This window comes from Bradyrhizobium sp. ISRA464 (assembly GCF_029910095.1).
Taxonomy (GTDB): Bacteria; Pseudomonadota; Alphaproteobacteria; order Rhizobiales; family Xanthobacteraceae; genus Bradyrhizobium.
The window spans coordinates 2,203,630-2,229,001 of sequence record NZ_CP094526.1 but is presented as its reverse complement, the minus strand read 5'-3'; the positions used below and the strand labels follow the sequence as shown (position 1 = coordinate 2,229,001).

24 protein-coding genes and 1 other RNA gene are annotated in these 25,372 nt (G+C 64.7%); 7 read left to right on the top strand and 18 right to left on the bottom strand.

Features of this window, described 5'->3' with window-relative positions; translation table 11 throughout:
* Positions 1-60 precede the first annotated feature (60 nt).
* From MTX19_RS10430 to miaA, 5 genes are all read right to left on the bottom strand, one after another.
* Complete coding sequence (locus tag MTX19_RS10430; RefSeq protein WP_280983516.1) at positions 61-756, bottom strand: class I SAM-dependent methyltransferase; 696 nt, start codon at positions 754-756, stop codon at positions 61-63.
* A gap of 3 nt (positions 757-759) precedes the next feature.
* Positions 760-1,302, bottom strand: coding sequence for an acetolactate synthase small subunit (ilvN, locus tag MTX19_RS10425; protein ID WP_280983515.1), 543 nt, complete (start codon positions 1,300-1,302; stop codon positions 760-762).
* Between the two features lie 186 nt (positions 1,303-1,488).
* The gene (locus MTX19_RS10420) at positions 1,489-2,475 is read right to left on the bottom strand and encodes a threonine dehydratase (RefSeq protein ID WP_280983514.1); all 987 of its coding nucleotides are present in this window, start codon (positions 2,473-2,475) and stop codon (positions 1,489-1,491) included.
* 146 nt (positions 2,476-2,621) lie between these two features.
* Complete coding sequence (locus tag MTX19_RS10415) at positions 2,622-4,397, bottom strand: acetolactate synthase 3 large subunit (protein WP_280983513.1); 1,776 nt, start codon at positions 4,395-4,397, stop codon at positions 2,622-2,624.
* A gap of 475 nt (positions 4,398-4,872) precedes the next feature.
* Positions 4,873-5,802: a tRNA (adenosine(37)-N6)-dimethylallyltransferase MiaA gene (miaA, locus tag MTX19_RS10410; RefSeq protein ID WP_280984758.1), complete on the bottom strand. Its 930-nt coding sequence runs from the start codon at positions 5,800-5,802 to the stop codon at positions 4,873-4,875.
* Between miaA and serB the strand changes: the two genes are divergently transcribed.
* The gene (gene serB, locus MTX19_RS10405) at positions 5,801-6,706 is read left to right on the top strand and encodes a phosphoserine phosphatase SerB (protein WP_280983512.1); all 906 of its coding nucleotides are present in this window, start codon (positions 5,801-5,803) and stop codon (positions 6,704-6,706) included. The two genes, miaA and serB, sit on opposite strands and share 2 nt — an antisense overlap.
* A gap of 119 nt (positions 6,707-6,825) precedes the next feature.
* Here the strand turns inward: serB and MTX19_RS10400 are convergent, their stop codons facing one another.
* From MTX19_RS10400 to MTX19_RS10345, 12 genes are all read right to left on the bottom strand, one after another.
* Complete coding sequence (locus tag MTX19_RS10400; protein ID WP_280983511.1) at positions 6,826-8,322, bottom strand: Do family serine endopeptidase; 1,497 nt, start codon at positions 8,320-8,322, stop codon at positions 6,826-6,828.
* A gap of 272 nt (positions 8,323-8,594) precedes the next feature.
* Complete coding sequence (locus tag MTX19_RS10395; RefSeq protein WP_280976374.1) at positions 8,595-8,795, bottom strand: DUF2065 domain-containing protein; 201 nt, start codon at positions 8,793-8,795, stop codon at positions 8,595-8,597.
* A gap of 77 nt (positions 8,796-8,872) precedes the next feature.
* The gene (locus tag MTX19_RS10390) at positions 8,873-9,778 is read right to left on the bottom strand and encodes a protease modulator HflC (protein ID WP_280985955.1); all 906 of its coding nucleotides are present in this window, start codon (positions 9,776-9,778) and stop codon (positions 8,873-8,875) included.
* On the bottom strand, positions 9,775-10,914 hold the full coding sequence (hflK, locus tag MTX19_RS10385; protein ID WP_280976372.1) for an FtsH protease activity modulator HflK: 1,140 nt from the start codon (positions 10,912-10,914) through the stop codon (positions 9,775-9,777). Before hflK ends, MTX19_RS10390 begins: the two co-directional genes overlap by 4 nt.
* Positions 10,915-11,059: 145 nt before the next feature.
* The gene (locus MTX19_RS10380) at positions 11,060-11,572 is read right to left on the bottom strand and encodes a dihydrofolate reductase (RefSeq protein WP_280983509.1); all 513 of its coding nucleotides are present in this window, start codon (positions 11,570-11,572) and stop codon (positions 11,060-11,062) included.
* The gene (locus tag MTX19_RS10375) at positions 11,572-12,057 is read right to left on the bottom strand and encodes a GNAT family N-acetyltransferase (RefSeq protein ID WP_280985954.1); all 486 of its coding nucleotides are present in this window, start codon (positions 12,055-12,057) and stop codon (positions 11,572-11,574) included. The genes MTX19_RS10380 and MTX19_RS10375 overlap by 1 nt, the downstream gene beginning before the upstream one ends.
* A gap of 8 nt (positions 12,058-12,065) precedes the next feature.
* A complete protein-coding gene (locus tag MTX19_RS10370) occupies positions 12,066-12,860 on the bottom strand; it encodes a thymidylate synthase (protein WP_280983507.1) in 795 nt (264 codons plus the stop codon).
* Between the two features lie 275 nt (positions 12,861-13,135).
* The gene (locus MTX19_RS10365; RefSeq protein WP_280983506.1) at positions 13,136-14,116 is read right to left on the bottom strand and encodes a tripartite tricarboxylate transporter substrate-binding protein; all 981 of its coding nucleotides are present in this window, start codon (positions 14,114-14,116) and stop codon (positions 13,136-13,138) included.
* 132 nt (positions 14,117-14,248) lie between these two features.
* Positions 14,249-15,763, bottom strand: coding sequence for a tripartite tricarboxylate transporter permease (locus tag MTX19_RS10360; RefSeq protein ID WP_280983505.1), 1,515 nt, complete (start codon positions 15,761-15,763; stop codon positions 14,249-14,251).
* Between the two features lie 7 nt (positions 15,764-15,770).
* On the bottom strand, positions 15,771-16,271 hold the full coding sequence (locus MTX19_RS10355) for a tripartite tricarboxylate transporter TctB family protein (protein WP_280983504.1): 501 nt from the start codon (positions 16,269-16,271) through the stop codon (positions 15,771-15,773).
* 86 nt (positions 16,272-16,357) lie between these two features.
* Positions 16,358-16,891, bottom strand: coding sequence for a chromate transporter (locus tag MTX19_RS10350; RefSeq protein WP_280983503.1), 534 nt, complete (start codon positions 16,889-16,891; stop codon positions 16,358-16,360).
* Positions 16,888-17,490 (bottom strand): chromate transporter, encoded by a 603-nt coding sequence (locus MTX19_RS10345; RefSeq protein WP_280983502.1) that lies wholly within the window; start codon positions 17,488-17,490, stop codon positions 16,888-16,890. Before MTX19_RS10345 ends, MTX19_RS10350 begins: the two co-directional genes overlap by 4 nt.
* A 77-nt stretch (positions 17,491-17,567) precedes the next feature.
* Here MTX19_RS10345 and ssrA point away from each other — a divergent pair.
* The 6 genes from ssrA to MTX19_RS10315 all read left to right on the top strand — a co-directional run bounded on the left by ssrA (position 17,568) and on the right by MTX19_RS10315 (position 21,362).
* Positions 17,568-17,922, top strand: a transfer-messenger RNA (tmRNA) gene (gene ssrA / locus MTX19_RS10340).
* 148 nt (positions 17,923-18,070) lie between these two features.
* The gene (locus MTX19_RS10335) at positions 18,071-18,601 is read left to right on the top strand and encodes a ClpXP protease specificity-enhancing factor SspB (protein WP_280976363.1); all 531 of its coding nucleotides are present in this window, start codon (positions 18,071-18,073) and stop codon (positions 18,599-18,601) included.
* 177 nt (positions 18,602-18,778) lie between these two features.
* Entirely contained in the window at positions 18,779-20,194 is a 1,416-nt protein-coding gene (fumC, locus tag MTX19_RS10330; RefSeq protein WP_280983501.1) for a class II fumarate hydratase, read from the top strand.
* A gap of 280 nt (positions 20,195-20,474) precedes the next feature.
* Positions 20,475-20,663, top strand: a complete 189-nt coding sequence (locus MTX19_RS10325; RefSeq protein ID WP_280983500.1) for a DUF4169 family protein — start codon at positions 20,475-20,477, stop codon at positions 20,661-20,663.
* Positions 20,660-20,935, top strand: coding sequence for a ribbon-helix-helix domain-containing protein (locus MTX19_RS10320; RefSeq protein ID WP_066499077.1), 276 nt, complete (start codon positions 20,660-20,662; stop codon positions 20,933-20,935). The genes MTX19_RS10325 and MTX19_RS10320 overlap by 4 nt, the downstream gene beginning before the upstream one ends.
* 76 nt (positions 20,936-21,011) lie before the next feature.
* Entirely contained in the window at positions 21,012-21,362 is a 351-nt protein-coding gene (locus MTX19_RS10315; RefSeq protein WP_280983499.1) for a VOC family protein, read from the top strand.
* A gap of 244 nt (positions 21,363-21,606) precedes the next feature.
* Here MTX19_RS10315 and MTX19_RS10310 read toward each other — a convergent pair whose 3' ends face one another.
* Positions 21,607-25,308 carry an AsmA-like C-terminal region-containing protein gene (locus tag MTX19_RS10310; RefSeq protein WP_280983498.1) on the bottom strand — a complete coding sequence of 1,234 codons (3,702 nt, stop codon included), beginning with the start codon at positions 25,306-25,308 and terminating at the stop codon, positions 21,607-21,609.
* Between the last annotated feature and the right edge of the window lie 64 nt (positions 25,309-25,372).

The following is a 25,372-nucleotide window of genomic DNA, read 5'->3' as shown; positions in this document are numbered from 1 at the left end:
GGATCTTTATCTGAGCATGATCTTTTCGGAAGACCGGTCTCCACTCTTCCGGATCATGCTCTAGATTTGTTCGTCTGGCTTCGGCTTGCGCAGCAGATAGGTGCCGTGCAACGGCGCGTGATAATCGGCGGAGACCATCGTGAAGCCAGTCTCGGTCAGCATCCGCTCCATCACCCAGCCGAAGGTCGAGTATTCGTCGCGCATGTGGGTCATCACGCTTTCGCGCTCGAAATCGTGGTTCTTGATCGAGAAGTCGGCCCAGCCCTCGACGTCGCGCTCGAGGCCGTCGGGCATGCTGACGAACACCATGTCACGCAGATAGAAGTTCGCGCCGGGTTTCAGTGCGTTGAAGATCCGCGACACCGCCACCGCCTTCCAGAAATCGGGCAGATGGTGCAGCGTGAACTCGCTGACGATCAAGTCATAGGAATTCGGCTGGTAGGCGAAGGAGAGCAGCCCAGCAGGCTGAGTTCGGATCCGCGCCTTGCGGTCGCGCGCGTAGATATCGGCGAGCCCGAGCATCGCGGGCGAGATGTCGATGGCGTCGACCTCGGCTCCCAGCAGCGCCGCCTCGGTCGCCAGCACGCCGTTGCCGCAGCCGATATCGGCGATCCGCCAGCCCGGCTTGACGCCCAGCATGGTCAGCGCCTGGCGGGCGCGGAGATCGGCGTCGTCATGCTGGCCATAAATCGAGGCGACCGCGGTATCGAGCCCGACCCGCCGCCGTTGCGTGTAGTACCAGTCGCGCGCCAACATGATTCACATTCCTTCCGGCCCGCGCGTGATGGCGGCCACCCCGGTTCGTGACACCTCGACCAGGCCCAGCGGACGCATCAGGTCGATGAACTGATTGATCTTGGACGAATTGCCCGTGATCTCGAACACAAAGCTCTCAGTCGTGGCGTCGATCACCCGTGCACGGAACGCATCGGCCAGCCGCAGCGCCTCGACGCGGTGATCGCCGGTGCCCCTGACCTTGACCATCGCGAGCTCCCGCTCGATCGAGTTGCCGGTCAGCGTCATGTCGACGACGCGGTAGACGGGGATCATGCGGTCGAGCTGATGCTTGATCTGCGTGATCACCATCGGTGTGCCGGTGGTGACGATCGTGATCCGCGAGAGGTGTTTCTGGTTCTCGGTCTCCGACACCGTGAGGCTGTCAATGTTGTAGCCGCGGCCCGAGAACAGGCCGATCACGCGCGCGAGCACGCCGGGCTCGTTCTGCACGAGCACGGACAGCGTGTGCGTCTCGTTGGGATCGTGGCGCTCTTCGAGGAAGTAGGCGGATGCGGGCTGGTTCATTTTGTGTGTCCCGAACTGATCAGACTCCCTCTCCCCGCCTGCGGGGAGAGGGTTGGGGTGAGGGTGAGCCTCCGCGAGGACGGTGTGAGATGAACCCGCGGAGAGTCCCCCTCACCCGCGCCTTCGGCGCGACCTCTCCCCGCAAGCGGGGCGAGGTGAAAAAAGCGATCGTCAACAAACTGCACATCACGCCACCGCCCGCTCGGCGGCCGGCGCCGTATCCGTCCCGATCCATGTCCGAAACAGATCGAAATCGATATTGCCGCCGCTCAGGATCAGGCCGACCCGCTTGCCGGCGAGCCTGCCCTTTTCCTGCAGTGCGGCCGCGAGCGCCGCAGCACCGGCGCCCTCGGCGAGGTTATGGGTGTCGGTCCAGTAGGCGCGGATCGCCTGTCGCACCTCGTCATCGGTGACCTGCACGATGCGGGATGCGCCGTTGCGGATCAGCGCGAACGCGTCCGGATCCGGAATCCGCGTCGCCATGCCGTCGGCGCGGGTGTTGCTGGTCTCGGTGGTCACGATCTTTCCGGCCGCGAAGGACAGCGCGTAGGACGGCGCTTCGGTCGACTGCACGCCGACGATCTCCGTCTTCAGGCCGAGCAGGTCGCGCGCCATGATGCAGCCGCAGATGCCGGAGCCCTGCCCGATCGGCACATAGAGAACATCGAGATCAGGCGCGGTGCGGAACAGTTCGAGCGCATAGGTCGCAACGCCGAGCACCAGGTCCGGATGAAACGACGGCACCATGTGGAGGCCGGCGAACTGCGCGCGGCGCTCGGCCTCCTCCCGCGCGGCCTGGAAATCCTCGCCGTGCTCGACCAGTTCGGCGCCGAAGGCACACATGGCGCGGTTCTTCTCCACCGAATTGCCCCGCGGCACGTAGATCACGGCCGGCACGCCGTGGCGGCTCGCGGCAAAGGCAAGGCTCTGGCCGTGATTGCCGCGCGTCGCCGAGATGATGCCCGGCACATCGGGTCGCTCGCGCTTCAGCCGCTCGAGGTAGACCAGCCCGCCGCGCACCTTGAAGGCGCCGATCGGCGTGTGATTCTCATGCTTGACCACGACGCGCGTGCCGAGCCGCTCGGCCAACAGCGGCCAGGCATGCACCGGCGTCGGCGGCACCGCGGTGCCGACGATCCGGTGCGCGCGCTCGAGTTGGCTGAGGTCAAACATCCTGGCTTCCCGTCTATCTTCCCTCTCTCGTGTCATCCCCGCGGAAGCGGGGATCCAGTATTCCAGAGGCGTCCGAAGAGACGCCGCGGCGTACTGGATCGCCCGGTCAAGCCGGGCGATGACAATGGAATTTGTGGCCTGCATCATCACACCAGCGCCTTGCCGCCCGCGAACGCGCTCGCGGTGGCTTCGCTGGTCGCCTCTTCCGGCAGCAGCATCTCGTTGTGCGCCTTGCCCGACGGGATCATCGGGAAGCAATTTTCCAGCGCCGCGACGCGGCAATCGAACAGCACCGGGCGCTTGATCGAGATCATCTCGCTGATCGCGCCGTCGAGATCGGACGGCTTCATCGCCTGCAGGCCGACGCAGCCATAGGCATCGGCAAGCTTGACGAAATCAGGCAGCGCCTCCGAGTAGGAGTGCGACAGGCGGTTGCCGTGCAGGAGCTGCTGCCACTGCCGCACCATGCCCATGTACTGGTTGTTCAGGATGAAGATCTTGATCGGCAACTCGTACTGGACCGCCGTCGACATCTCCTGGATCGTCATCTGCACCGAGGCGTCGCCGGCGATATCGATCACCAGGCTGTCGGGATGCGCCACCTGCACGCCGACCGCGGCCGGCAGGCCGTAACCCATGGTGCCGAGACCGCCCGAGGTCATCCAGCGGTACGGCTCCTCGAAGCCGAAGAACTGCGCCGCCCACATCTGGTGCTGACCGACCTCGGTCGTGATGTAGGTGTCCTTGCCGTGGGTCAGCTCGAACAGGCGCTGGATCGCGTATTGCGGCAGGATGATATCGTTGTTCTTCTTGTAGGACAGCGAGTTGCGCGCGCGCCATTGCGCGATCTGCTGCCACCACGCCTTGATGTCGGGCTTCTTCGCCTCCGTCTTGAACACCTGCAAGAGGTCGCCGAGCACGTTGGCGGCGTCGCCGATGATCGGCACGTCGACGCGGATGTTCTTGTTGATCGAGGACGGATCGATGTCGATGTGTATCTTCTTCGATCCCGGCGAGAACGCATCGACGCGGCCGGTGATGCGGTCGTCGAAGCGCGCGCCGACGCACAGCATGACGTCGCAATCATGCATGGTCATGTTGGCTTCGTAGGTGCCGTGCATGCCGAGCATGCCGAGCCAGTTCGGTCCCGACGCCGGATAAGCGCCCAAGCCCATCAGTGTCGAGGTGATCGGGAAGCCCGTCGCCTCGACCAGCTGGCGCAGCAGCTTGGCGGCTTCCGGCCCCGAATTGATGACGCCGCCGCCGCTGTAGATCACCGGACGCTTGGCGGAGGCCAGCATCGCCATCGCCTTGCGGATCTGCGTCGCGTCGCCCTTCACCTGCGGCGTGTAGGAGACGTGCACGTCCGATTTGCGCGGCGGATGATAGGTGCCGGTCGCGAACTGCACATCCTTCGGGACATCGACCAGCACCGGGCCGGGCCGGCCGGAGGTCGCCACGTAGAAGGCTTCGTGCAGCACCTTGGCGAGGTCGTTGACGTCGCGCACCAGCCAGTTGTGCTTGGTGGAGGGCCGGGTGATGCCGACCGTGTCGCATTCCTGGAAGGCGTCGTTGCCGATGAGATGGGTCGGCACCTGGCCGGTGATGCAGACCAGCGGGATCGAATCCATCAGCGCGTCGGTGAGCGGCGTCACCATGTTGGTAGCGCCGGGACCCGACGTCACCAGCACTACACCGGGCTTTCCGGTCGAGCGGGCATAGCCCTCGGCGGCGTGGCCGGCGCCCTGCTCGTGGCGCACCAGGATGTGCTCGACTTCACTCTGCTGGAAGATCTCGTCGTAGATCGGAAGCACCGCGCCACCCGGATAGCCGAAGACATGCTGCACGCCGTGATCGATGAGCGCGCGCACGATCATCGCGGCGCCGGTCATCTGATTGGGATCGTGGCTCTTGTCGGTCATGGTTCGCTCCGGATGCGCTTGTTTTTGCGCGACTTTTGTCGATTCTCTTGGTGCTGCTTCGGGAAATAAAAAAGGGCCCGAGAGGCCCCATGCACACCGCCCGTCTTTGGATGGCCGCTAGCCATCCCCGGCGGTGTGCCTGGGTACGACGGCGATAAGGAGTTTGGTAATAATGTTGCGCACTGGACTGCTCAGGCTTCCCAAAGGTTGCGCGAACATAACGGCCAAAGCCTGAATGTCAAGGCAAGGCAGACACTTTCGCGATCTTTGGAGTGTAACGAGGTTCCGCTCGTTCGGCGAGTATTTTTGCGCGGCGAAACACGCATGGCAGACGGGCGCCGGATCAAAAGGGAGAGAGCCATAGCCCGGATGAAGCGCAGCGCAATTCGGGGCAAGCACCTCCGGCGTAAGGTCCCCGGATTGCGCGGAGCCTGTCATCGGGTGCGCGTTCGCGCGACCCGTTGGCTCCTCCGGACTACGAAGTCCGGTTCTCCAGCCACTTCCGCGCCCTCTCCGGCGTCACCCAGGCGAATTCGGGAAGCTGGTGGCGGAACCAGGTGAACTGGCGCTTGGCGTAGTGGCGGGTATCCGCACGGCCGATCTCCGCGGCCTCCTCCCGGCTGATCTCCCCCTTCAGGTGTCGGATCAGCACCGGCACGCCATGGGCCTTCATGGCCGGCAACAGCGGATCGAGCCCGCGGGCGGCCAGAGCAGCGACCTCGTCGAGCGCGCCGGAATCGAGCATGACGTCGAACCTCGCGTCGATCCGCGCATAGAGGCTCTCCCGCTCCGGCGCGAGAAACAGCGCGCGGAATTCGCCCGGCGGCAGCAGTGGCGGCAGGCCCTCGCGATGCCAGTCGGGCAGCGGTCGCCCAGTCGCCTCGACCACTTCGAGCGCGCGCGCGATACGGGTGCGGTCGCGCGGCTTCAGGCGCGCGGCAGACACCGGATCGCGCTGCGCCAGCTCGGCATGCAACGCCTCGACGCCGTCGCGCTCCAGCCGCGCGCGGACATTTTCGCGCGCCGCGGCCGGGATCGGCGGCACCGCCGAGAGCCCCTGCGTCAAAGCCTTGAAATACAGCCCCGAGCCGCCGACGAAGATCGGCAAACGACCCTGCGCGCGCGCCTCGGCGAGCACCTTCGCCGCATCGCTGACCCAGGCGCCGGCGGAGAAATTCACACCGGCATCGACATGCCCGTAGAGCCTATGCGGAACCTGAGCCTCCTCCTCGGCGGTCGGCCGCGCCGTAATGATCCTGAGGTCGCGATAGACCTGCATGGAGTCGGCGTTGATCACGGCCCCGCCGGTTTTTTGCGCAAGCTCGAGGGCCAGCGCCGACTTGCCGCTGGCGGTCGGCCCTGCGATAAGCACGGCCTTGTCCAACAATCCCGAATGCGCCTGCATGTCCCTCGTTGCCACGCTGATCTGCAATCCCGCAAGCCCCGCACTCGACTCCACCATCGTTGACGGCGCGCGGGCCGTATTGCCCTCTCCGGGCCCGGCGCAATGGCTGTTCAACGAGGTCGCGGTCGACATTCCCTTCGAAAGCCAAGACACCGGCAAGGACGACATCAAGGCGATCGAAGCCCGCCTGCGCGAGGCGCGCGGCGACCTGCCGATCGACATTGTCGTGCAGCCTCGGATCGCCCGGCGCAAGAAGCTTTTTCTGGCCGACATGGATTCCACCATGATCGGGCAGGAATGCATCGACGAGCTCGCCGATTTCGCCGGGCTGAAGGCCCATGTGGCCGCCATCACCGAGCGCGCCATGCGCGGCGAGATCGAGTTCGAGTCGGCGCTGCGCGAGCGCGTGGCGCTGCTGAAGGGCCTGCCGGTCAGCGTGGTCGATGAGGTGCTGGAGAAGCGCATCACGTTGACGCCGGGCGGCCGCGCCCTCGTCATGACCATGCGCGCGCTTGGCGCCTACACCTGCCTGATCTCGGGCGGCTTCACGCTGTTCACGAGCGTGGTCGCCGCCAGGATCGGCTTCCAGGAGAACCGGGCCAACCAGCTACGGGTCGAGGATGGCAAGCTGACCGGCGAGGTGATCGAGCCGATCCTCGGCCGCGCCACCAAGCTCGCCACCCTGGTCCAGCTGATGGAATCCTTCGATCTCGACGACATCGACACGCTGGTGGTCGGCGACGGCGCCAACGATCTCGGCATGATCCAGGCCGCGGGCCTTGGCGTCGCCTACCACGCCAAGCCGGCGGTGGCAGCCGCCGCGGCGGCGCGGATCGATCATGGCGACCTCACCGCGCTGCTCTATGCGCAGGGGTATCGTCGCGACGAGTTCGTCGAGGGATAGCCTCTCAAGACACTGTCATGCCCGGGGCTTGACCCGCGCATCCACCTTCGTTTGCAGAGTCTTGTTCGCCGATGGATTGCCGGGTCAAGCCCGGCAATGACGCAGTGTGCGGAACAGCCCTACTGCACGCTCAGCGCGACGAAGCGCAGCTCGCCGTCGCCGTTGGAGACGAGCAGCAGCACCGACTTCTTGCCGTCTTTCTTCAGCTTCTCGATCCGGCTCTTGATGTCGGCAGCGCTGGAGACCGCTTCCTGCGCCACCTCGACGATGACGTCGCCGGCCGACAGGCGCTTGTCGGCGGCATCGGAGGCGCCGTCGACGCCGGTGATGATGACGCCCTTCACGCTATCCTTGATCTTGTACTTGCTGCGCAGGTCCTTGCTCAGCGCCGCCAGGTCGAGGCCCAGCGCCTTCTGCGTCACCGGCTTCTCGGCCGTGTCGTCCTTGGGCTTGGCATTCACCTGCTGAACCTTGTCGGTGTCCTCGAGGCGGCCGAGGGTGACCTTGCGGGTCTCCTCATTGCCCTTGCGGATGATGACGACGTCGACCTCCTTGCCGACCGTGGTGTCGGCAACGATGCGCGACAGATCCTTGGGATCCTTCACGTCCTTGCCGTCGAACTTGACGACGACGTCGCCCGGCTCGATGCCGGCCGGCTTGGCCGGGCCCTTGTCGTCGATGCCTGCGACCAGCGCGCCACGCGCCGGCTTGATGTTGAGGCTGTCGGCGATTTCGTCGGTGACCTGCTGGATGCGCACGCCGAGCCAGCCGCGACGCAACTCGCCGTATTTCTCCAGCTGATCGACGACGCCGGCCACCGTCTTCGACGGCACTGCGAAGCCGAGACCGATGGAACCGCCGGTCGGCGAGATGATCAGCGTGTTGACGCCGATCACTTCGCCATCGAGATTGAACAGCGGACCGCCGGAATTGCCGCGGTTGATGGCGGCGTCGGTCTGGATGTAGCTGTCATACGGCCCCTGGCTGATGTCGCGGTTCTTCGCCGAGACGATGCCCGCGGTCACCGTGCCGCCGAGGCTGAACGGGTTGCCGATCGCGACCACCCAGTCGCCGAGGCGGATCTTGTCGCTGTCGCCGAACTTGACTGCGGTGAGTGGCTTCGGCGGCTTGAACCTCAGGACCGCAAGGTCGGTCTTCTTGTCGACGCCGACTATCTCGGCCTTGACCTTGGTGCCGTCGTTAAGAATGACGTTGATCTCGTCGGCATCGGCGATGACGTGGTTGTTGGTGACGACGATGCCCGACGTATCGACGATGAAGCCGGAACCGAGCGAGTTGGTCTTGCGCGGCTGGAACTCGCCGCCCTTGTCGCCGCCCTTGCCGCCCGGTCCGCGGCGGTTCTTGAAGAAGTCGTCGAAGAACTCCTCGAACGGTGAGCCCGGCGGCAGTTGCGGCATCGCGCCGCCCTTGGCCTCGATCGTCTGCGAGGTCGAGATGTTGACGACGGCATCGATCACCTTCTCGGCGATGTCGGCAATGCCTTCGGGACCGCGCGCGAACGCCGGCACGGAGCTCAGCATGCTTGCAGCACCGATCGAGATCGCGGCCCCCATCAGGCGGAGGCGGCGGCTCAGGGCTGGTGTGGCAGCGGTCATGTCGGAAGTTCTCCAGGAAAACGGGTCAAAATCGTTGGCCACAGACTGCGCCTGAACGGGCGCGCGGCGCAAGCATCTCAGCTTGCCATTTCGGCGAAAAACCGGATGCAGGAGGCTCACGATTGCGTAGAGCCTTGGTTGTCATTCGTTGTCATTCCGGGACGGTCCGACGGGCGAGACCAGGCGCGCAATTGCGCTCATGAGGAGTCCCGAAGTTCCCCGATCCGCATTTGCGGTCGTGCTTCGGATATCCTGGAAGGATGGTTGACGCTTTATCGTCGCACCAGCCAGATCAGGATCAGCCCGCCGACCGCCGATCCGATGCCGACGGCACGCAGGATATTGTCGGGCGTGTCCAGCGCGCTCTTCATGGCCCGGCGCATCCAGGCCGGACTTGCGGCAAACAGGATGCCTTCAAGCACGAACAGGATTCCCAAGCCGATGAGGAAGTCGCCGAACGCTATGGACCTCATCGGATCGCAGCCTCCCGCTTCATGTTTGTTTTTCTATGATGGCGGCGACGCGTCAGTCGCATCACCGCCTTGTGGCGTTACTGTTTCGGCGCGGCGGCCGCCGCCTCAGGCGGCTTGCCGTTCGCGCTGCCGAAGTACTTGAAGAATTCCGAATCCGGCCGCAACAGGAAACGGGTGTCGCTGGAACGCAGGCCGTTCTCATAGGCCGTCATCGAGCGATAGAACGCGAAGAAGTCCCGATCCTTGCTGTAGGCTTCGGCGAACAGGCGGTTGCGCTCGGCATCGCCGGCGCCGCGCGTCTGCTCGGCGGTCGAATTGGCCTCGGCGACGATCACGGTTGCCTCGCGATCCGCCTTGGAGCGGATCTCCTGTCCCTTCTGCGCGCCCTGGGCGCGGAACTCGGCCGCCTCGCGCTGGCGCTCCGTCTGCATGCGCTGATAGACCGCCTGGCTGTTCTGCTCCGGCAGATCGGCGCGGCGGATGCGCACGTCGACAACCTGGATGCCGTAACCGTCGGCCTCCTTGTCCAGTTGCTCGCGGATCCGCGACATCAGCTTCTCACGCTCGTCGCGGACCACCGCGATGAAGTTGACTTCGCCGAGCACGCGGCGCAGCGACGCGTTCAACAGCGTGGTGAGCTGCAGATTGGCCGCCTGGATCGAGCCGACGCTGGTGTAGAAGCGCAGCGCGTCCTTGATGCGGTAGCGGGCGAAGGCATCGACCACCAGCCGCTTCTGGTCCGACGCGATGACTTCCTGCGACGGGTTTTCAAGATCGAGGATGCGCTTGTCGATCGAGATGACGCTGTCGGTGAACGGAACCTTGAAGTTCAGACCGGGCTCGGTGATGACGGCGACCGGCCTGCCGAACCGGACCACGAGAGCCTGCTCGGTCTGCTGCACGGTGAACATCGAGCTATAGGCAACGATGATCACGACGAACAGGACAATCAGGGCCACAATGCCCGCAACGGGGGACCTCATCGCGAGCCTCCCTGCTGCTGCCCGGTCGTGGCCGGCGCTGCCGGGCGCCGCGTCGTCAGTTCACCGAGGGGAAGATAGGGCACAATGTTCTGGCCCTTGCCGCCGTCGTAAACCAGCTTATCCGCGCCACCGAGCACGTGCTCCATGGTTTCCAGATAGATGCGTTCGCGCGTCACTTCGGGGGCCTTCTTGTACTCTTCATAGACTTTCAGGAAGCGCGCGCTCTGGCCTCTGGCCTCGGCGACCGCCTGCTCCTTGTAACCTTCGGCAGCCTGGATGATCTGCGCGGCACGGCCGCGTGCCTCGGGCACGACGCGGTTGGCGTAGGTTTGCGCCTCGTTCTGCGCGCGCTCGAGATCGGCGCGCGCCGCCTGCACATCGCGGAATGAATCGATGACCTGTGCCGGCGGATCAACCTTCTGCATCTGCACCTGTGCAATCTGGATGCCGGCGCCGTAGGTGTCGAGCGTCTTCTGCATCAGCTCCTGCACGGTTGTTTCGGTCTGAGTCCGCGCGCCGGTGAGGATCGGCTGAATCTCGGAGCGGCCGATCACCTCGCGCATCGCGCTTTCGGCAACCGCCTTCACGGTGCCCTCGGGGTTCTGGATGTTGAACAGGAATGCGCCGGCGCCGCCCGGCTTGATGCGCCACAGCACGGTGAAATCGACGTCGACGATGTTCTCGTCGCCGGTCAGCATCAGGCTCTCCTCCGGCACGTCGCGCATGGTGCGGCCGCGCCGGGCGGGATCGTCGATCAAGGTCATGCCGATCGAGGTCGTGTTCACGCGCAGCGCCTTCGGCAGCAGCACGGTCTCGATCGGATACGGCAGGTGATATCTAAGGCCCGGCTGTGCATCGCGCACATACTTGCCGAAACGCAGCACCACGCCGAGTTCTTCGGACTGAACACGGAAGATGCCGGTCGCGAACCAGATCGCCAGCACGGCAGCCAGGATCAGCGCGATGCCGACGCCGCTGAAATGCCCGCCGGGCAGCCATTGCTGCAGCCGGTCCTGGCCGCGGCGCAGCAGGTCCTCAAGATCCGGCGGCCTTGGCCCGACCGATTGCGGACCCGAGCCCCATGGCCCTTTCGGACCCGAGCCCCACGGACCCCCGCCCTGATTTTTCCACGGCATCAAACATCTCCTCGGCAAGTCCGGACGGCGACGCCCGGGCTCGAATGTCCGGCCCGGTTATAGGGGACCGTCGGGGCCCTTACAACGCAAGCTTCCTGGCGGCACGAGCTATGCCCCGGGGCATATTTGTCAATGCAAACATTGGTTAACGTCGGCCGCGCCGACGATATGTCACATAGGAGAAGTCGGCGCTGTCCTCCGGCCCTGCCGGATTTCGCACACGCGCGACCTCTTCCCACTCCTTCGCGTCAATGATGTCAAGCCGCGTGTCGCCCTCGGGCCTGGCGTGGACTTCGGTGATCTCGAGGCGATCGGCGACATCCATCCACTGCGCATAGATCTCGGCGCCGCCGATGACGGCCATCTCAGTGGCCGAACGCCGCAGCGCGTCGCCATGGGCAACGCCGCGGGCGTTCTCGAACGATGTCGTCACGACGGCCCCTCGTGCCTGGTAGTGGGCATCGCGCGTCACCACGATGTTGGTCCGTCCCGGAAGCGGCCTGCGCAACGATTCAAATGTCTTGCGCCCCATGACCACCGGCTTGTTCAGGGTCATCGCCTTGAAACGTTGCTGGTCGGATTTCAGCCGCCACGGAATTGCGTTGTCGCGCCCGATCACGCCGTTCTCGGCGACCGCAACGACGAGCACGATCTCCATCAACGTGCTCCCTTCGCCAGCGCCGCGAGCGCCGTATCGGAGACGCGGCAAATCGTCCATTCGTCCATCAGCTCGGCACCAAGCGATTTGTAGAATGCGATCGACGGCGCGTTCCAGTCGAGCACCGCCCATTGCAGGCGTGACCACCCGTTGGCGAGACACTCCTTCGCGAGGTGCACGAGCAATGCCTTGCCGATCCCCTTGCCGCGCAGCGCCGGCCGCACGAACAGATCCTCCAGATAGATGCCGTGGCTGCCGGCAAAGGTGGAGAAATTGACGAACCAGACCGCGAAGCCGGCGGGCTCGCCGTTCCATTGCGCGATGTCGCAAAACAACCGCGGATCGGGGCCGAACAGCGCGGCGGCAATGTCGGCCTCGCTGGCGCGAACCTCGTGCAGCAGCTTTTCGTACTCGGCGAGCTCGCGGACCAGCGAGAAGACTAGTCCGGCCTCATCGGGTCGCGCGCGGCGGATGGCGAGAGACATTCAATGCCTCACACCGCGACTTCGGCCTTGATGTGCGGGTGCGGGTCGTAACCCTCGAGTTTGAAGTCCTCGTAACGGAACGCGAAGATGTCCTTCACGTCGGGATTGATCCTCATCGTCGGCAGCGGCCGCGTCGGCCGCGTCAGCTGCAGGCGCGCCTGCTCGATATGGTTCGAGTAGAGGTGCGCATCGCCGAGCGAATGCACGAAGTCGCCGGGCTTCAGGCCGGTCACCTGCGCGACCATCATGGTCAGCAGCGCGTAGGAGGCGATGTTGAAGGGCACGCCGAGGAAGACGTCGCCGGAGCGCTGATAGAGCTGGCACGACAATTTGCCGCCCGCGACATAGAACTGGAACAGGCAGTGGCACGGCGGCAGCGCCATCTTGTCGACCTCGGCCGGATTCCAGGCGCTGACGATCAGCCGGCGCGAGTCCGGGTTGCGCTTGATCATCTCGATGACGTTGGCAATCTGGTCGATGCTGCGTCCGTCCGGCGCGGGCCACGACCGCCACTGCGAGCCATAGACCGGGCCGAGATCGCCATTGGCGTCGGCCCATTCGTCCCAGATGGTGACGCCATTGTCGTTGAGATATTTGATGTTGGTGTCGCCGGCGAGGAACCACAACAGCTCGTGCACGATCGCCTTCAGCGGGAGCCGCTTGGTCGTCAGCATCGGGAAGCCCGCCGACAGGTTGAAGCGCATCTGGTGGCCGAAGATCGACAGCGTGCCGGTGCCGGTGCGGTCGTGCTTCTGCGCGCCATCGGCGAGGATGCGTTCGAGCAGGTCGTGATACTGGTTCATGGCGTCTGTTCGGGCCCTTCAGAGCGTTTTCAAGCGAAGTGGATACCGGTTCGCGTAAAGAAAACGCGTCAAAGCTAGGATCTAAGAGCCCTGTTCCGATTCAATCGGAACGGAAAGGCTCTAGAGAGCGGCGAATTTAGCGGCCGAGGCCGCCGATCGACACGCCGATTCGGCTAATTGCACCGATTATACCCCGAAAAATGAGCACCTCCCCGGCAAACGACAAGGGGCGGAACCAGTGTTCCGCCCCACCCTATCCGTTTGATTGTGCTGGTTTAAGTTGCCGGCTTGAGGACCGGCGTCCACTTCGCGATCTCGCTCTTTACCAGGGTTGCCAGCGCCTCCGGCGTGCGGTTGGCGGGTGCCGGGATCACGCTGCCGAGCTCGAGCAGGCGCTTGCGGACCGCCTCGTCGTCGAGCGCCTTGGTGGCCGCCGCGCTCAGCGTGGCGATGACGGACGGCGGCGTCCCCTTCGGCGCGAAGATCGCGTTCCATGCCTGGGCCTGGTAGGCCGGCAGACCGGCTTCGGCCGTGGTCGGCACGTTAGGCAGCGACGGGTTGCGCTCGGGCGTGGCGATCGCATAGGCCTTGATGGTGCCGGCATTGATCTGCGGCACCGCGTTGACGATCTGGTCGCACATGTAGTCGACTTGGCCCGCCACCAGCGCGTTCATCGCCGGCCCGGTGCCGTTGAAGGGAACTCCGACCGGCTTAACGTCGAGGATCGAGTTCAGCAGTTCGCACGACGCGTGCGAGACCGAGCCGACGCCGGCATGTGCGGCGTTGATCTTCTCGGCATTGGCCTTCACGTAAGCCACGAATTCCTTGAGGTCCTTCGGCGGAAAATCCTTGCGCGCAAGGATCAGGATCGGCGTGCCGGCAAGCAGCGCGACCGGCTCGAAATCCTTTTCCGGATGATAGGCGAGTTTCGGATAGAGCGGCACCGAGGCGGCGTGCGTGCCCATGTGACCGGTGATCAGCGTGTAGCCGTCATTGGCGGCGCGCGCGGCGCGTGTCGTGGCCGTGGTGCCGCCGGCGCCGACGACGTTCTCGATGACGATGCTCTGTCCCAGCGTCTGCGCCATGTTGGCGGTGACGATGCGCGAGATGACGTCGGTCGGACCGCCGGCCGCGAAGGGCACGATCATGGTGATGGTGCGCGTCGGGTAATTCTGCGCCGAGGCGGGCGCGGCGACCACGCATAGCGAGGCGAACGCGGCAAGGCATGCGCCCGCGAGCGAGCGAATGGACATCATCTCGAATCCCCCTTGGAACGTCCAAGCAACAAAAATGCCGGCCCAATCGGGCCGGCATTTCCATTTCATAAAGCTGCAGCGAAAGTCTACTCGACTTCCGCCTGCGGCGCGCCGACGCAGGCCGACCTGCGATCAGCTCTCCGATTCCACGAACACCTCGTCGCGCTTGGCGCGCAGCGTCGGCAGCACCGCGAGCACCAGGAGACCGCCTGCGATCGCGAGCAGCACCGCCGACAGCGGCCGCGAGACGAATACGCTCCAGTCGCCGCGCGAGATCAGCAGTGCGCGGCGCAGGTTCTCCTCCATCAGCGGCCCGAGCACCATGCCGAGCAGAAGCGGCGCCGGCTCGAAATCGTGCTTGATCAGCCAGTAGCCCACCAGGCCGAACACGCCTGCCAGAATGACGTCGACCGGCGCGTTGTTCACGGAATAGATGCCGATCGAGCAGAAGATCACGATCGACGGGAACATCAGCCGATACGGCACGCGCAGCAGGCGGACCCAGATGCCGACCAGCGGCAGGTTGATGATGATCAGCATCAGATTGCCGATCCACATCGAGGCTATCATGCCCCAGACCAGATCGGGCTGCTTCTGCATCACCTGCGGGCCCGGCACGATGCCATGAATGGTCATCGCGCCGACCATCAGCGCCATCACCGCATTCGGCGGAATGCCGAGCGTGAGCAGCGGGATGAACGAGGTCTGCGCCGCGGCATTGTTGGCGCTCTCCGGCGCCGCCACGCCCTCGATCGCGCCGCGACCGAAGCGTAACGGATTCTTCGCAAGCTTCTTCTCCAGCGTATAGGCTGCGAACGAGGCGATCACGGCGCCGCCGCCCGGCAGAATGCCGAGGATCGACCCGAGCACGGTGCCGCGGAGGATTGCAGGCGTGGAATCCGAAATGTCCTTTCGCGTCGGCATCAACCCGGTGATCTTCTGCTGCACCAGATTGCGGTTCATCTCGGCGCCATGGTCGAGATTGCGGATGATCTCCGCGAAGCCGAACACGCCCATCGCCACCGTGGCGAAGCCGAGACCGTCGGCAAGCTCGGGAATGTTGAACGCCATCCGCGAGGCGCCGGTCTCGATGTCGGATCCCACCATCGAAAGCAGCAGACCGAACACAATCATGGCAATCGCCTTCAGCACAGAGCCCTTGGCGAGCACAACCGCGAAGATCAGGCCGAGCACCATCAGCGAGAAATATTCGGCCGGACCGAACGCCAGCGCGAGCTTGGTCAGCGGCGCGCCCAACACCGCGATCAGCACCGTGGCAACGCAGCCGGCAAAGAACGAGCCGATCGCGGCGATCGCGAGCGCCGGACCGGCGCGGCCCTGCTTGGCCATCTGATGGCCGTCGAGCGCGGTGACGACGGATGTCGCTTCACCGGGAATATTGACCAGGATCGAGGTGGTCGAACCGCCATATTGAGCGCCGTAATAAATGCCGGCGAGCATGATCAGCGCGCCGACCGGCGGCAAACCGAACGTGATCGGCAGCAGCATCGCGACGGTCGCGATAGTTCCGATGCCCGGCAGCACGCCGACGAGCGTGCCGACCAGCGCGCCGATCAGGCACATCAGGAGGTTGATCGGCGAGAAGGCGACGGCGAAGCCGTGTGCGAGATTGGCAAAGAGTTCCATCACGTCCTCACTGGATCAGGAAGCGCGGGAACATCGGCATCGGCAGTCCCAGCACGTAAGGGAAAAGGAGCGCGCAGCCGAGCGTCAGGCACGCGCCGACGATAATGGCCTCGAGCCACTTCGTCTCATGCGAGCCGAGCGCCGCGATCAGGAAGCTCGAGAAGGCGGAGACGACGAGCCCGAGCGGCCTGATCGCCATGGCGAAGAACAGGATCGACAGCGCCACGAACAGCGGGCCGCGCCAGGAATAGGCTGCGATGGCCGGACCATCCTTGAGGATTCCCATCACCGCAACGCCGGCCCCAAGCAGCAACAGCAGCACCGCGAAGATGCGCGGCGCGGTGCCTGCGCCGAACGAGAAGCCATGCATGCCCTGCAGATCGCTGGACGCCCACAGCGCAAACACGGCGAGCGCCAACAGGGCGATGCCGCCGACAAAGTCCTGCGGTCCACGCACCCATTTCGGCAAGATGGATTTGACTGGCGCCTGGCTCGGCGTGTCACTCATGATTTCGCTCCCCCGGCAGGGTTTTCCCGCCCGATCTGATTGGATGGCTTGTGTTGCTGACCCCGACGCCTTGCTAGCGATTTTCATCAGACAACGCCAGCAAAACCAAAAATGCCGCCGGCAAGCAATATCCAGAGCGGATTGATCCGTGTCGCGAAGGCAAGCGTAGCTGCGACAATCGTGATCAGGGCAGCGATCCAACTTTGGTCTGATGTCTGCGCCACGATCAGTCCGCTCGCCGCCATCAGCCCGATCGACAGCGGAACCAACGCCGCCTGCAGGATCGCGGGCCAGCTCGAATGACGCGATCGTTCGAGGAAACGGCTCACATAATAGGCAAGCAGTGCGGTCGGTCCGCACATCGCAACGGTGGCGGCTAATGCTCCGGCGACCCCTGCGACAGAATAGCCTATCAGCGTCACGATCAGCACGTTCGGTCCCGGCGACAATTGCGAGATCGCGAAGACATCGGCGAACTGCTTGTCGGTCATCCAGTGATGCACGTCGACCGCGACACGGTGCATTTCCGGAATTGCCGAATTGGCGCCGCCCACCGCAAACAGCGACATCAGGCCGAAGGTCCAGACCAGCGTTGCGGTCGGATTGGGATCTGCGCTCATGCCTTCACCTCGCGGCGTGTCAAGATCGTGATCGCAAGGCTGAGCGGAATCGCGACCAGCAGCACGCTCTGCAGCGGCCATCGAACCAGCCCGATCGCAGCGAACACCGCGGTCATGACGACGAGGCCGACGACGTCGCGCCGCTTGAGCAGCGGCATCATCATCTTGAAGACGACGGCGAACAGAAGGCCGACTGCCGCGCAGGACACGCCGGCCAGCGTGCGGCGCAGCGCATCGATCTCGCCGTAGCGCGCATAAAGTGCGGCGAGGACGGTCGCGATCACGAGCGGCGGGCCGACCAGGCCGGCGAAGGCGGCGAGCCCGCCCGCGATGCCGCGAAACCGTGAGCCGAACACCACCGACAGATTGACGATGTTCGGACCGGGTAGGAAATGGCACAGCGCGAAGGTCTCGTTGAACTCCTCCGCCGTCATCCAGCGGTGCTGCTCGACGATGCCCCGGCGGGCCCAGACCAGCACCCCGCCAAAGCCGGCGAGCGACATCTTGGCAAAAGCAAGGAACAGCTCGAGCAGGCTGGGCTGACATGGCAGAGGGGCGTCCGGCGCCGGGGCGGCAACCGGAGAGGAATCCGGAGGCATGGACAAAACCTAAAACAGCGTCCGGGCGCCGGCCAACCCCAATCTGACCGGTTTTCACACCTGAAAGGCCCGAATCGGCTCTGTTTTTCTCCGCCCTCGCCGCCTATATTGGGGGTGCCGGTTCGCCGGCTATGGAAATAAATGACCGTCGCAATAAACCATTCGGACCCGGGGGCGGTACCCGGCGCCTCCACCAGAATCCATCACGAGGTGGCTTTTGGCGGGGGCGAAATAGGATCGACGAGGGCGTAAAGGGCGTGTTTTTTCTCGGTATGGTTCCGCCGACATCGGGCCATTGCAATAGTTGCCAACGACAACTTTGCTCCGGTTGCTCAGGCTGCGTAACGCAGTTTGAAAGACCATCTTAAAGTCCTAGTGGGTTAAGCTCCGCTAGGCGGGGTCCGGAGGCACCTGGCAACAGAAGCCTCCACTTCATCTTTGGCCGCGCGCACCTGCGCGCATTTCCAAACTGCCCCCTGCTGATTTCCGGCTCCCGGCGGGGTAGCATGGCCCCAAGAGGGCGAGTCGGACGGCTCCACTCCCCTTGAGAGCGGCGATTTTCGAAAGCGACAGGATTACCATGGCGACCGATCACATCCGATATGACGTGCTGGCGCGGGATGCGCTGCGCGGGGTGCTGCGCCAGGTCCTGGCCGACGCCGCCGAACATGGCCTGCCGGGCGAGCACCATTTCTACATCACCTTCCTGTCGACCGCCGCCGGGGTGAAGCTCTCGCCGCGGCTGCTCGCGCAATATCCGGAGGAGATGACCATCATCCTGCAGCACCAGTTCTGGGACCTGGTGGTGACGGAGGATCGGTTCGAGGTCGGCCTGTCGTTCGGCGGAATCCCCGAGCGGCTGACCGTGCCCTTCGCCGCCGTGACACGCTTCCTCGATCCGTCCGCGCCGTTCGACCTGCAGTTCGACGCCTCGGATGCGGTGGCCGAAGCCGCTCCATCCCAGCTGCCGGCCGCGCCGCCGGTGAGCCCCGTTCCTGCACAACCTGCCCGCGTAGCGGCCGACACCAATGCGGCCGAGACCGAGGAAGAGCCGACGAAGCCCAGCGAAGGCGCCGAGGTGGTGCGGCTCGATCGTTTCCGCAAGAAATAATCTAGACACAGACCGATCCTCGACCTTGTAGGATGCTTGCGAAGACCGGGATGACGGATCGTCATCACGGATTATCTTCAGCATGAGCATGACCTCGCGCCGATGCTTCGCGTCATCGCGCGCGAAAGCCGGCGCCGACTGCCGGCTTATGCGCTGACGACGTAACGGAAAGCATCCATGGCCCGATCGACCACACAATCCAAGGCAACCACCCGCAGCGAGACCGACAGCTTCGGTTCGATCGATGTTCCTGCCGACCGCTACTGGGGCGCGCAGACCGAACGCTCGCGGCAGAATTTCAGGATCGGCCACGACCGGATGCCGATTGCGATCGTCCATGCGCTCGGCATCGTCAAGCTCGCGGCGGCGATGACCAATCGCGAGCTCGGCCTGCTCGATGCGCGCCGCGCCGGCGTCATCATCCGCGCCGCCAAGGAGGTCATCGAGAGCAAGCTCGACGATCATTTCCCGCTGGTGGTCTGGCAGACCGGCTCGGGCACGCAGACCAACATGAACCTCAACGAGGTGATCGCCAATCGCGCCAACCAGATGCTCGGCGGCGAGCTCGGCGCCAAGAAGCCGATCCATCCGAACGATCACGTCAACATGAGCCAGTCGTCGAATGATTCATTCCCGACCGCGATGCACATCGCGGCCGCGACGCGGATCGTCGCCGACCTGATTCCTGCGCTGACCGAACTGCATCGCGAGTTGCGCAAGAAGGAGAAGGCGTTCGCCAGGATCGTCAAGATCGGGCGCACGCACACCCAGGACGCAACGCCGCTGACGCTCGGCCAGGAATTCTCCGGCTACGCTGCGCAGGTCGAGAGCGGCATCGCGCGACTGCGCGTGGCGGTGAAGGATTTGTTTCCGCTGGCGCAGGGCGGCACCGCCGTCGGTACCGGGCTGAACTCGAAGCCGAAATTCGCCAGGACCTTTGCCGGGCATGTCGCCAAGATCACCAGGCTGCCGTTCACCAGTGCCGCTAACAAGTTCGAGGCGCTGGCCTCGAACGACGCTTATGTGCTGGTGCACGGCGCGATCAATTCGGTGGCGACCGGCCTGTTCAAGATCGCCAACGACATCCGCTTCCTCGGATCGGGCCCGCGCTCGGGTCTCGGCGAATTGATCCTTCCCGAGAACGAGCCGGGCTCGTCGATCATGCCGGGCAAGGTGAACCCGACCCAGTGCGAGGCGGTGACCATGGTCTGCTGCCAGGTGTTCGGCAATGAGACCGCGATCACGATCGCCGGCAGCCAGGGGCATTTCGAGCTAAACGTGTACAAGCCCGTTTTGGCATATTGTATGATGAATTCCATTCAATTGCTGTCCGACGTCGTTCGTTCGTTTACCGAGCATTGCGTTGTCGGCATACGCGCAGACGAAAAGCGCATCAGCGAATTGATGCAGCGTTCGCTGATGCTGGTGACGGCGCTCGCGCCGAAGATCGGCTACGACAACGCGGCCAAGGTCGCGAAGGCCGCGCATGCGCGCGGAACGACGTTGAAGGAAGAAGCCCTGCGGCTTGGCTTTGTATCTGCAGATGAATTTGATCGCCTCGTGCAGCCGGACAAAATGACACACCCGGGGTGAGTGGGCGGCGATGAGCCCGGGGAATTACGGTCGGCGCGCGTGATATAATTATGAATCATAACGCCTAAAGACTAAGGCGGGTGATCTATCAGCTCTGCGCTGACGCATGGTACAGCAGACAGACGTCAAGTTTTCGCAGAGCGAAACCGATTCTTTGGTGCTATCACGAAGCATCAAAACGGGGATTCTGGATGGATATCGAGCCAGGCGCACAGCGCGACCACTCTTGCTTTCGTCACGATGCATCACCAATTCGGATGAAGGGACGATGAGGACGAGCATGGGCGACGTGGTCAACTTGAAACGATTCAGGAAGCGCAACGAGCGCGAACAAGCAGCAAAGCAGGCCGACGCCAACCGTGCGCTATTTGGCCGCACCAAGGCCGAACGCGCGCGCGACGAGTTTCTCGCCGAGCGCAGTGCGCGCCTGCTCGATCAGCATCACATCGATGGCGGAGAAGCGTCATGAAATCTCCCGTCGTCAAGCGTTCGATCGTCGTTGCCGGACACAAGACCAGCGTTAGCCTCGAAGAGGCGTTCTGGAACGGCATGAAGGAGATTTCCGGTCTTCGAAACATGACGCTGTCGGAACTGGTCGGCGAGATCGACAGCAATCGCCAGCAGGGCAACCTTTCCTCGGCGATCCGTCTCTTCGTGCTGGATTATTTCCGCTCGCGCGCCACGCCGGCCGTGCCGGCCGATGTCAGGCCGCAACAGGTCGATACGCGCCAGCAGGCGTGATCATTTCGCTGGTCTCCGCGGCTGGATCGCTGCCATGTTATGAAACAGGCGATCCTGTCGCGGCGCGGACACCAGCATGAAAGTCAAACGCATCGTCGCCAACATTGCCGCCACCGACGTGGCGGCAGCGGGACGATTCTATCGGGATATCCTCGGGCTCGAGCCGCTGATGGATTTCGGTTGGATTGCGACCTACGGCTCATCCGAAACGATGCAGGCTCAAATCAGCATCGCATCCGAAGGCGGCTCCGGCACGCCGGTGCCCGATCTCTCGATCGAGGTCGACGATCTCGACGAGGCGCTTCGTCGCGTGACGGCGGCCCGCATCAGGATCGACTATGGGCCGGCGGACGAGCCATGGGGTGTGCGGCGCTTCTTCGTCCGCGATCCATTCGGCCGGCTGGTCAATATTCTCCAGCACCGTTGATAGGCCGGAGCGTTTTCGCGCCAGGCGGAGGCCGGGTCGCGTGATGAAACGCGTGAAGCTCCAGCGCTTCGCGTCGGATTCAAACCAGAACCGAAACCACCTACAGCATGATCCGGACCCGGAGGGCCGCGTTAGCGCAAACGAAGCGGTTTTCCCTCGCGACAAACGCGGAGCGTTTGCGCGGACACCATGCTCAAACAAAGAGATGAGATCGTGATGCGATTCAATCTAATCGCATCACGATCTAGTTCTGCATCGCTGGCCGCGGCGGCGGATTGGCGACCTGTGGCGTCAGCGACAATGGCGGCCGCAGCTTCGGCTTGACCGTGCCGGGCGGCGGCTTGACCTCGATTGGCGGCGGCAGCGGCGCGACCTGCGACTGGCTTGCGATCGGCGCTGGCGGCGCAACAGCAGGCGCCGTGGCGGCCGGCGGACGCGGCGGCGCCACGATCTTCGGCTTCGGGGCCAGCAGGCGGCGCGGATCGCGACCGGGCAGCGGCACATCCGCAGGGGACAACGCCGCCGGATTGGCATTCGGCGCATCGGGCGAAGGTATGGCAGGTTGCGGGATCGCCGACGGCACGGAATCCGGTGACGGTGGCGGGTCGCCGCGCTCGATTGCGTCGAGCCGCCGCGTCTCGCGATCGATCGCACGCACCGCAAGCCAGGAGGACAACGCCGCGATGTCGACGCTGCGCGTCAGTCCGTCGGGCGTGCCCACCGCGAGCAACTGGATTTCCGGACGGCTGTTGGCGGTGCCGATTTGCGTCGAAGCCAGCGCGGCGCGGATGTCGGCCTGATCGGCCGGAATGTCGTAGCCTCCCGATACGGTGGCATTGGCGCCACTGGCCGCAAGCGTGGTGGCGCCGACGCGGATGCGGCCGTCACGGATATTGAACGGAATTTGCGCTGACGCGATCGGCAGCGCGCCGCCCGCGAGCACCGGCTCGACGATCTGCTTCAGCCGCGCATCGTCGGTCGCCTGCCCGCTGTCGCTGGCGCGGATCGCGACATCGAACGCCCGCGGATCGAGGCCTGGGAGGCTCATCCCCTCCAGCGTCACGGTGCCGCTGCCGGAGAGCGCACCCATCAGCGCCGAGGTGCTGCGGCCCTGCGTCAACAGCGTCATCTGCATCGAGGCACGGCCCTTCGGCATCGCAAGATTGCGATAACGCAGCGCCGAGCCGTCGACGTTCGAAAGCTGAACGTTCGCGTTCAACGCCAGTCCGTTGACTCCCTGCCGCGCATCGATGCTGGCGGTCGCCTCGCCGCCGCCGATCTTGCCCTTGATGCGGTCGAAGGTCAGCGACTGTCCGTCGGACCTGAGCGTGCCGCTCACCGGCTGAAGCTCGGCGCCACCGGGCAGCACGCCGCGCAACGCCTCGAACGTCACCTTGCCGCGCCAGCCCTTGGTCGATACTGCGCCGAGCGGCGCCGTCGCATCATGCCCCGCGGCGCCGATTGCGGTCGCAAAGATCGGCGCCAGCGTGATCTGGTCGAGACCGAGCTCGCCCTCGACGCTCTTCTCGTCGGCGAGCGTCAATGCGAGATGCCCGCGCAACCGTGAACCCGCAACGATGCTGTCGAGATCGTCGAAGGTCAGCTTGTCGCCGACAAGGCTCACCCGCGACGACAGGCGGATGTTTGCGGTCTGATCTGATGATTTCAGATCGAGCAGCGGACTGATGTCGGCGCTGCGAACGCGGAGGCTGAGGTTCGATTTGGCATCCTTCGCCCACGGCTCCGCGGTCCCCTCCGCATCCGCATCGAGTCCCGCGCCCCACAGCCTGGCCTTCACCCGCAACGGCGCACGCCACGCGCCGCTCACCGTGCCCTCGAACTGCGCAGGGCCGGCGCCGGCCGCAATCGCATGGTCAAGTCCAAGCAGCGCCAGCAGGGCGCTACCCTCGCCGGCCGAAAATTTGGCCTCGGCGGCAATGTCGCTGCGACCGAGCGCATTGAGATCCAGCCCGCGGATCGCAGCGACCGGTGGCGTCGCCGATATCACCGTGCGCCCCTTGACCTGCGGCGCTTCGAGATCGAGCGTCGCCTGCGCGGTGGTGCGGTCGGCAGCCTGTCCTTTGCCCTTGCCGAGATCGAGCGCAAGCTTCGCGCGGACCGGCCCGGCATCCGCCCGGAGCATGCCGAGCCGCGCGGCAAGCGACGGCGCGAATGGCTGAACCATCGCGGCAATCCGGCCGAGCGACGCAGCCGTGGCATCGATCGCCAGCTTGCCGGTCGAATTGACCCGGTCGAAGTTGCCGCTGCTGTCCAGCGTGACGTTGTCGGCTTGGCCGATCTTCAGGCGTTCAAGCACGATGTCCTTGGGGCTGTAGGCGATCTTCGCCAGCAGCGGCCGGAATTCCTGGCCTGCGGAGATGGCGCGCCCGACGTCGAGCGACAACCGTGCCTCGTCGGGCCATTCGGCCTGCGGCCCGAGCAGCGAACGGACGAAGGCCGCGGTCGCATCGAAATCGAGCTGGTCCGCTTTCAACTGCGCCTCGACCTTCGATCCCTTGGTCGCTTCGCGATGCGAGACTGCAACGCGGCCTTCGAGGGTACCACCCTCGAGCTCCGCCCTCAGCGCATCGATCGCAAAGCCGGCCGGCGACACCGAGACGTCGCCGCGCAACCGCAACGGTTTCTGGCTGCGATAGGCGATGTCACCCCGCCCCTGCAGCCAGACCATCAGCGCATCGGGATCGGACGATTCGATATCGAGCGCGGTCTTGAAGCCGTTCGGCGTGCCGCTTTGCGCGCTGCCGCCGCTCATCGAGACCCGTGTCGATCCCGGCGCGCGGAACTCCAGCCGGCGCACCATCCAGGATTTTGCGTCCGACTGCAGCTCTGCCGAAACGTCCTGCAAGGGACGGCCGCCGAGCATGATCTGCTCGGATGCCAGCTCGATCTGCGCCGGAATCGGGCTTTGCGTAAGGCCCGAGAAGACCGCGCGCAACGTCGGCAACACGTGCGCCGGCTCGGCATTGCTGTCACTGGCGTCCTTGGCGACGAACTTGTCGGCGTCGAGTTGCCGCGCCGAGAGCGAGGCACGCAGCAGCGGCTCGGCGCCAAAGCGGACATCGCCGCTGCCTGCAAGCTTCAGCGCACGGTCTTCCGCGCCATAGCTCACCTCGACCTGATCGAGGCGTGCGGCCGAATGGTCGGCCTTCACCTTGCCCGCGATCCGCCACGGCGGCTCATCACTTCGGCCACGCTGGCTCGGCGCGCTCGCCAGCGCCACGGTCCCCTCGAACCGCGGTGCGCGCGCCTCGAAGGTGAGGACGCCATCGAGATCGGCCGACAGCGGCCGCTGGCCAGGATCGATGCCGACGTGCAGGCGGGTGCCGTTGCCGTCAGGCAACGGTCCCGAAGAAACCCGGAATGGATAGCGGTTTCCGCCGAACATGAAATTGCCGTCGCCGCGGATCGAACCGGCAAGCGAGCGGACATCGCCGCTGAAGGCAATATCGCTCAGCTCGAGCGTGCTGCGGCTCGCCGCATCATGCAGCGCAATGCGGCCAGTGAGGTTGAGACGGTCGATCGCGAGCGATGCCAGATTGAAGGTCCCGCTCGATACCGGCCAATCGATCCGCCCTTTCGGATCGAGCCCGAGATCGAGCGACACGCCGTTGATGGTGAGCTCGGTCGCGCGCCATTCGCCGCGCATCAGGGAGCTCAGGCTGAACTCGACGTCGAGCTTGCCGGCCCGGACCTTGCCGAGATCATTGGCGCCGCCGACGGTGACGTTGTTCAATCGCAGCGACGGCGCCGGCAGCAGGCGCGCGTCAAGGTCGCCGGCCACGCGAACCGGCGCGCCGATGATCTTCGTCGCCTCCTCCTCGAACTGCGGCCTGAACTGGTTCCAGTCGACGAAATATGGACCGACCAGCGCGGCCACCAGTGCAAGAATGAATGCGATTGCCAAGCCGAGCAGCGTCGTCTGCACGGTGTCTCCCTTTGAGCCCGCTCCGCTGGCAGCCTACCCATGCCGAACCTGACCCGGAGCAGCC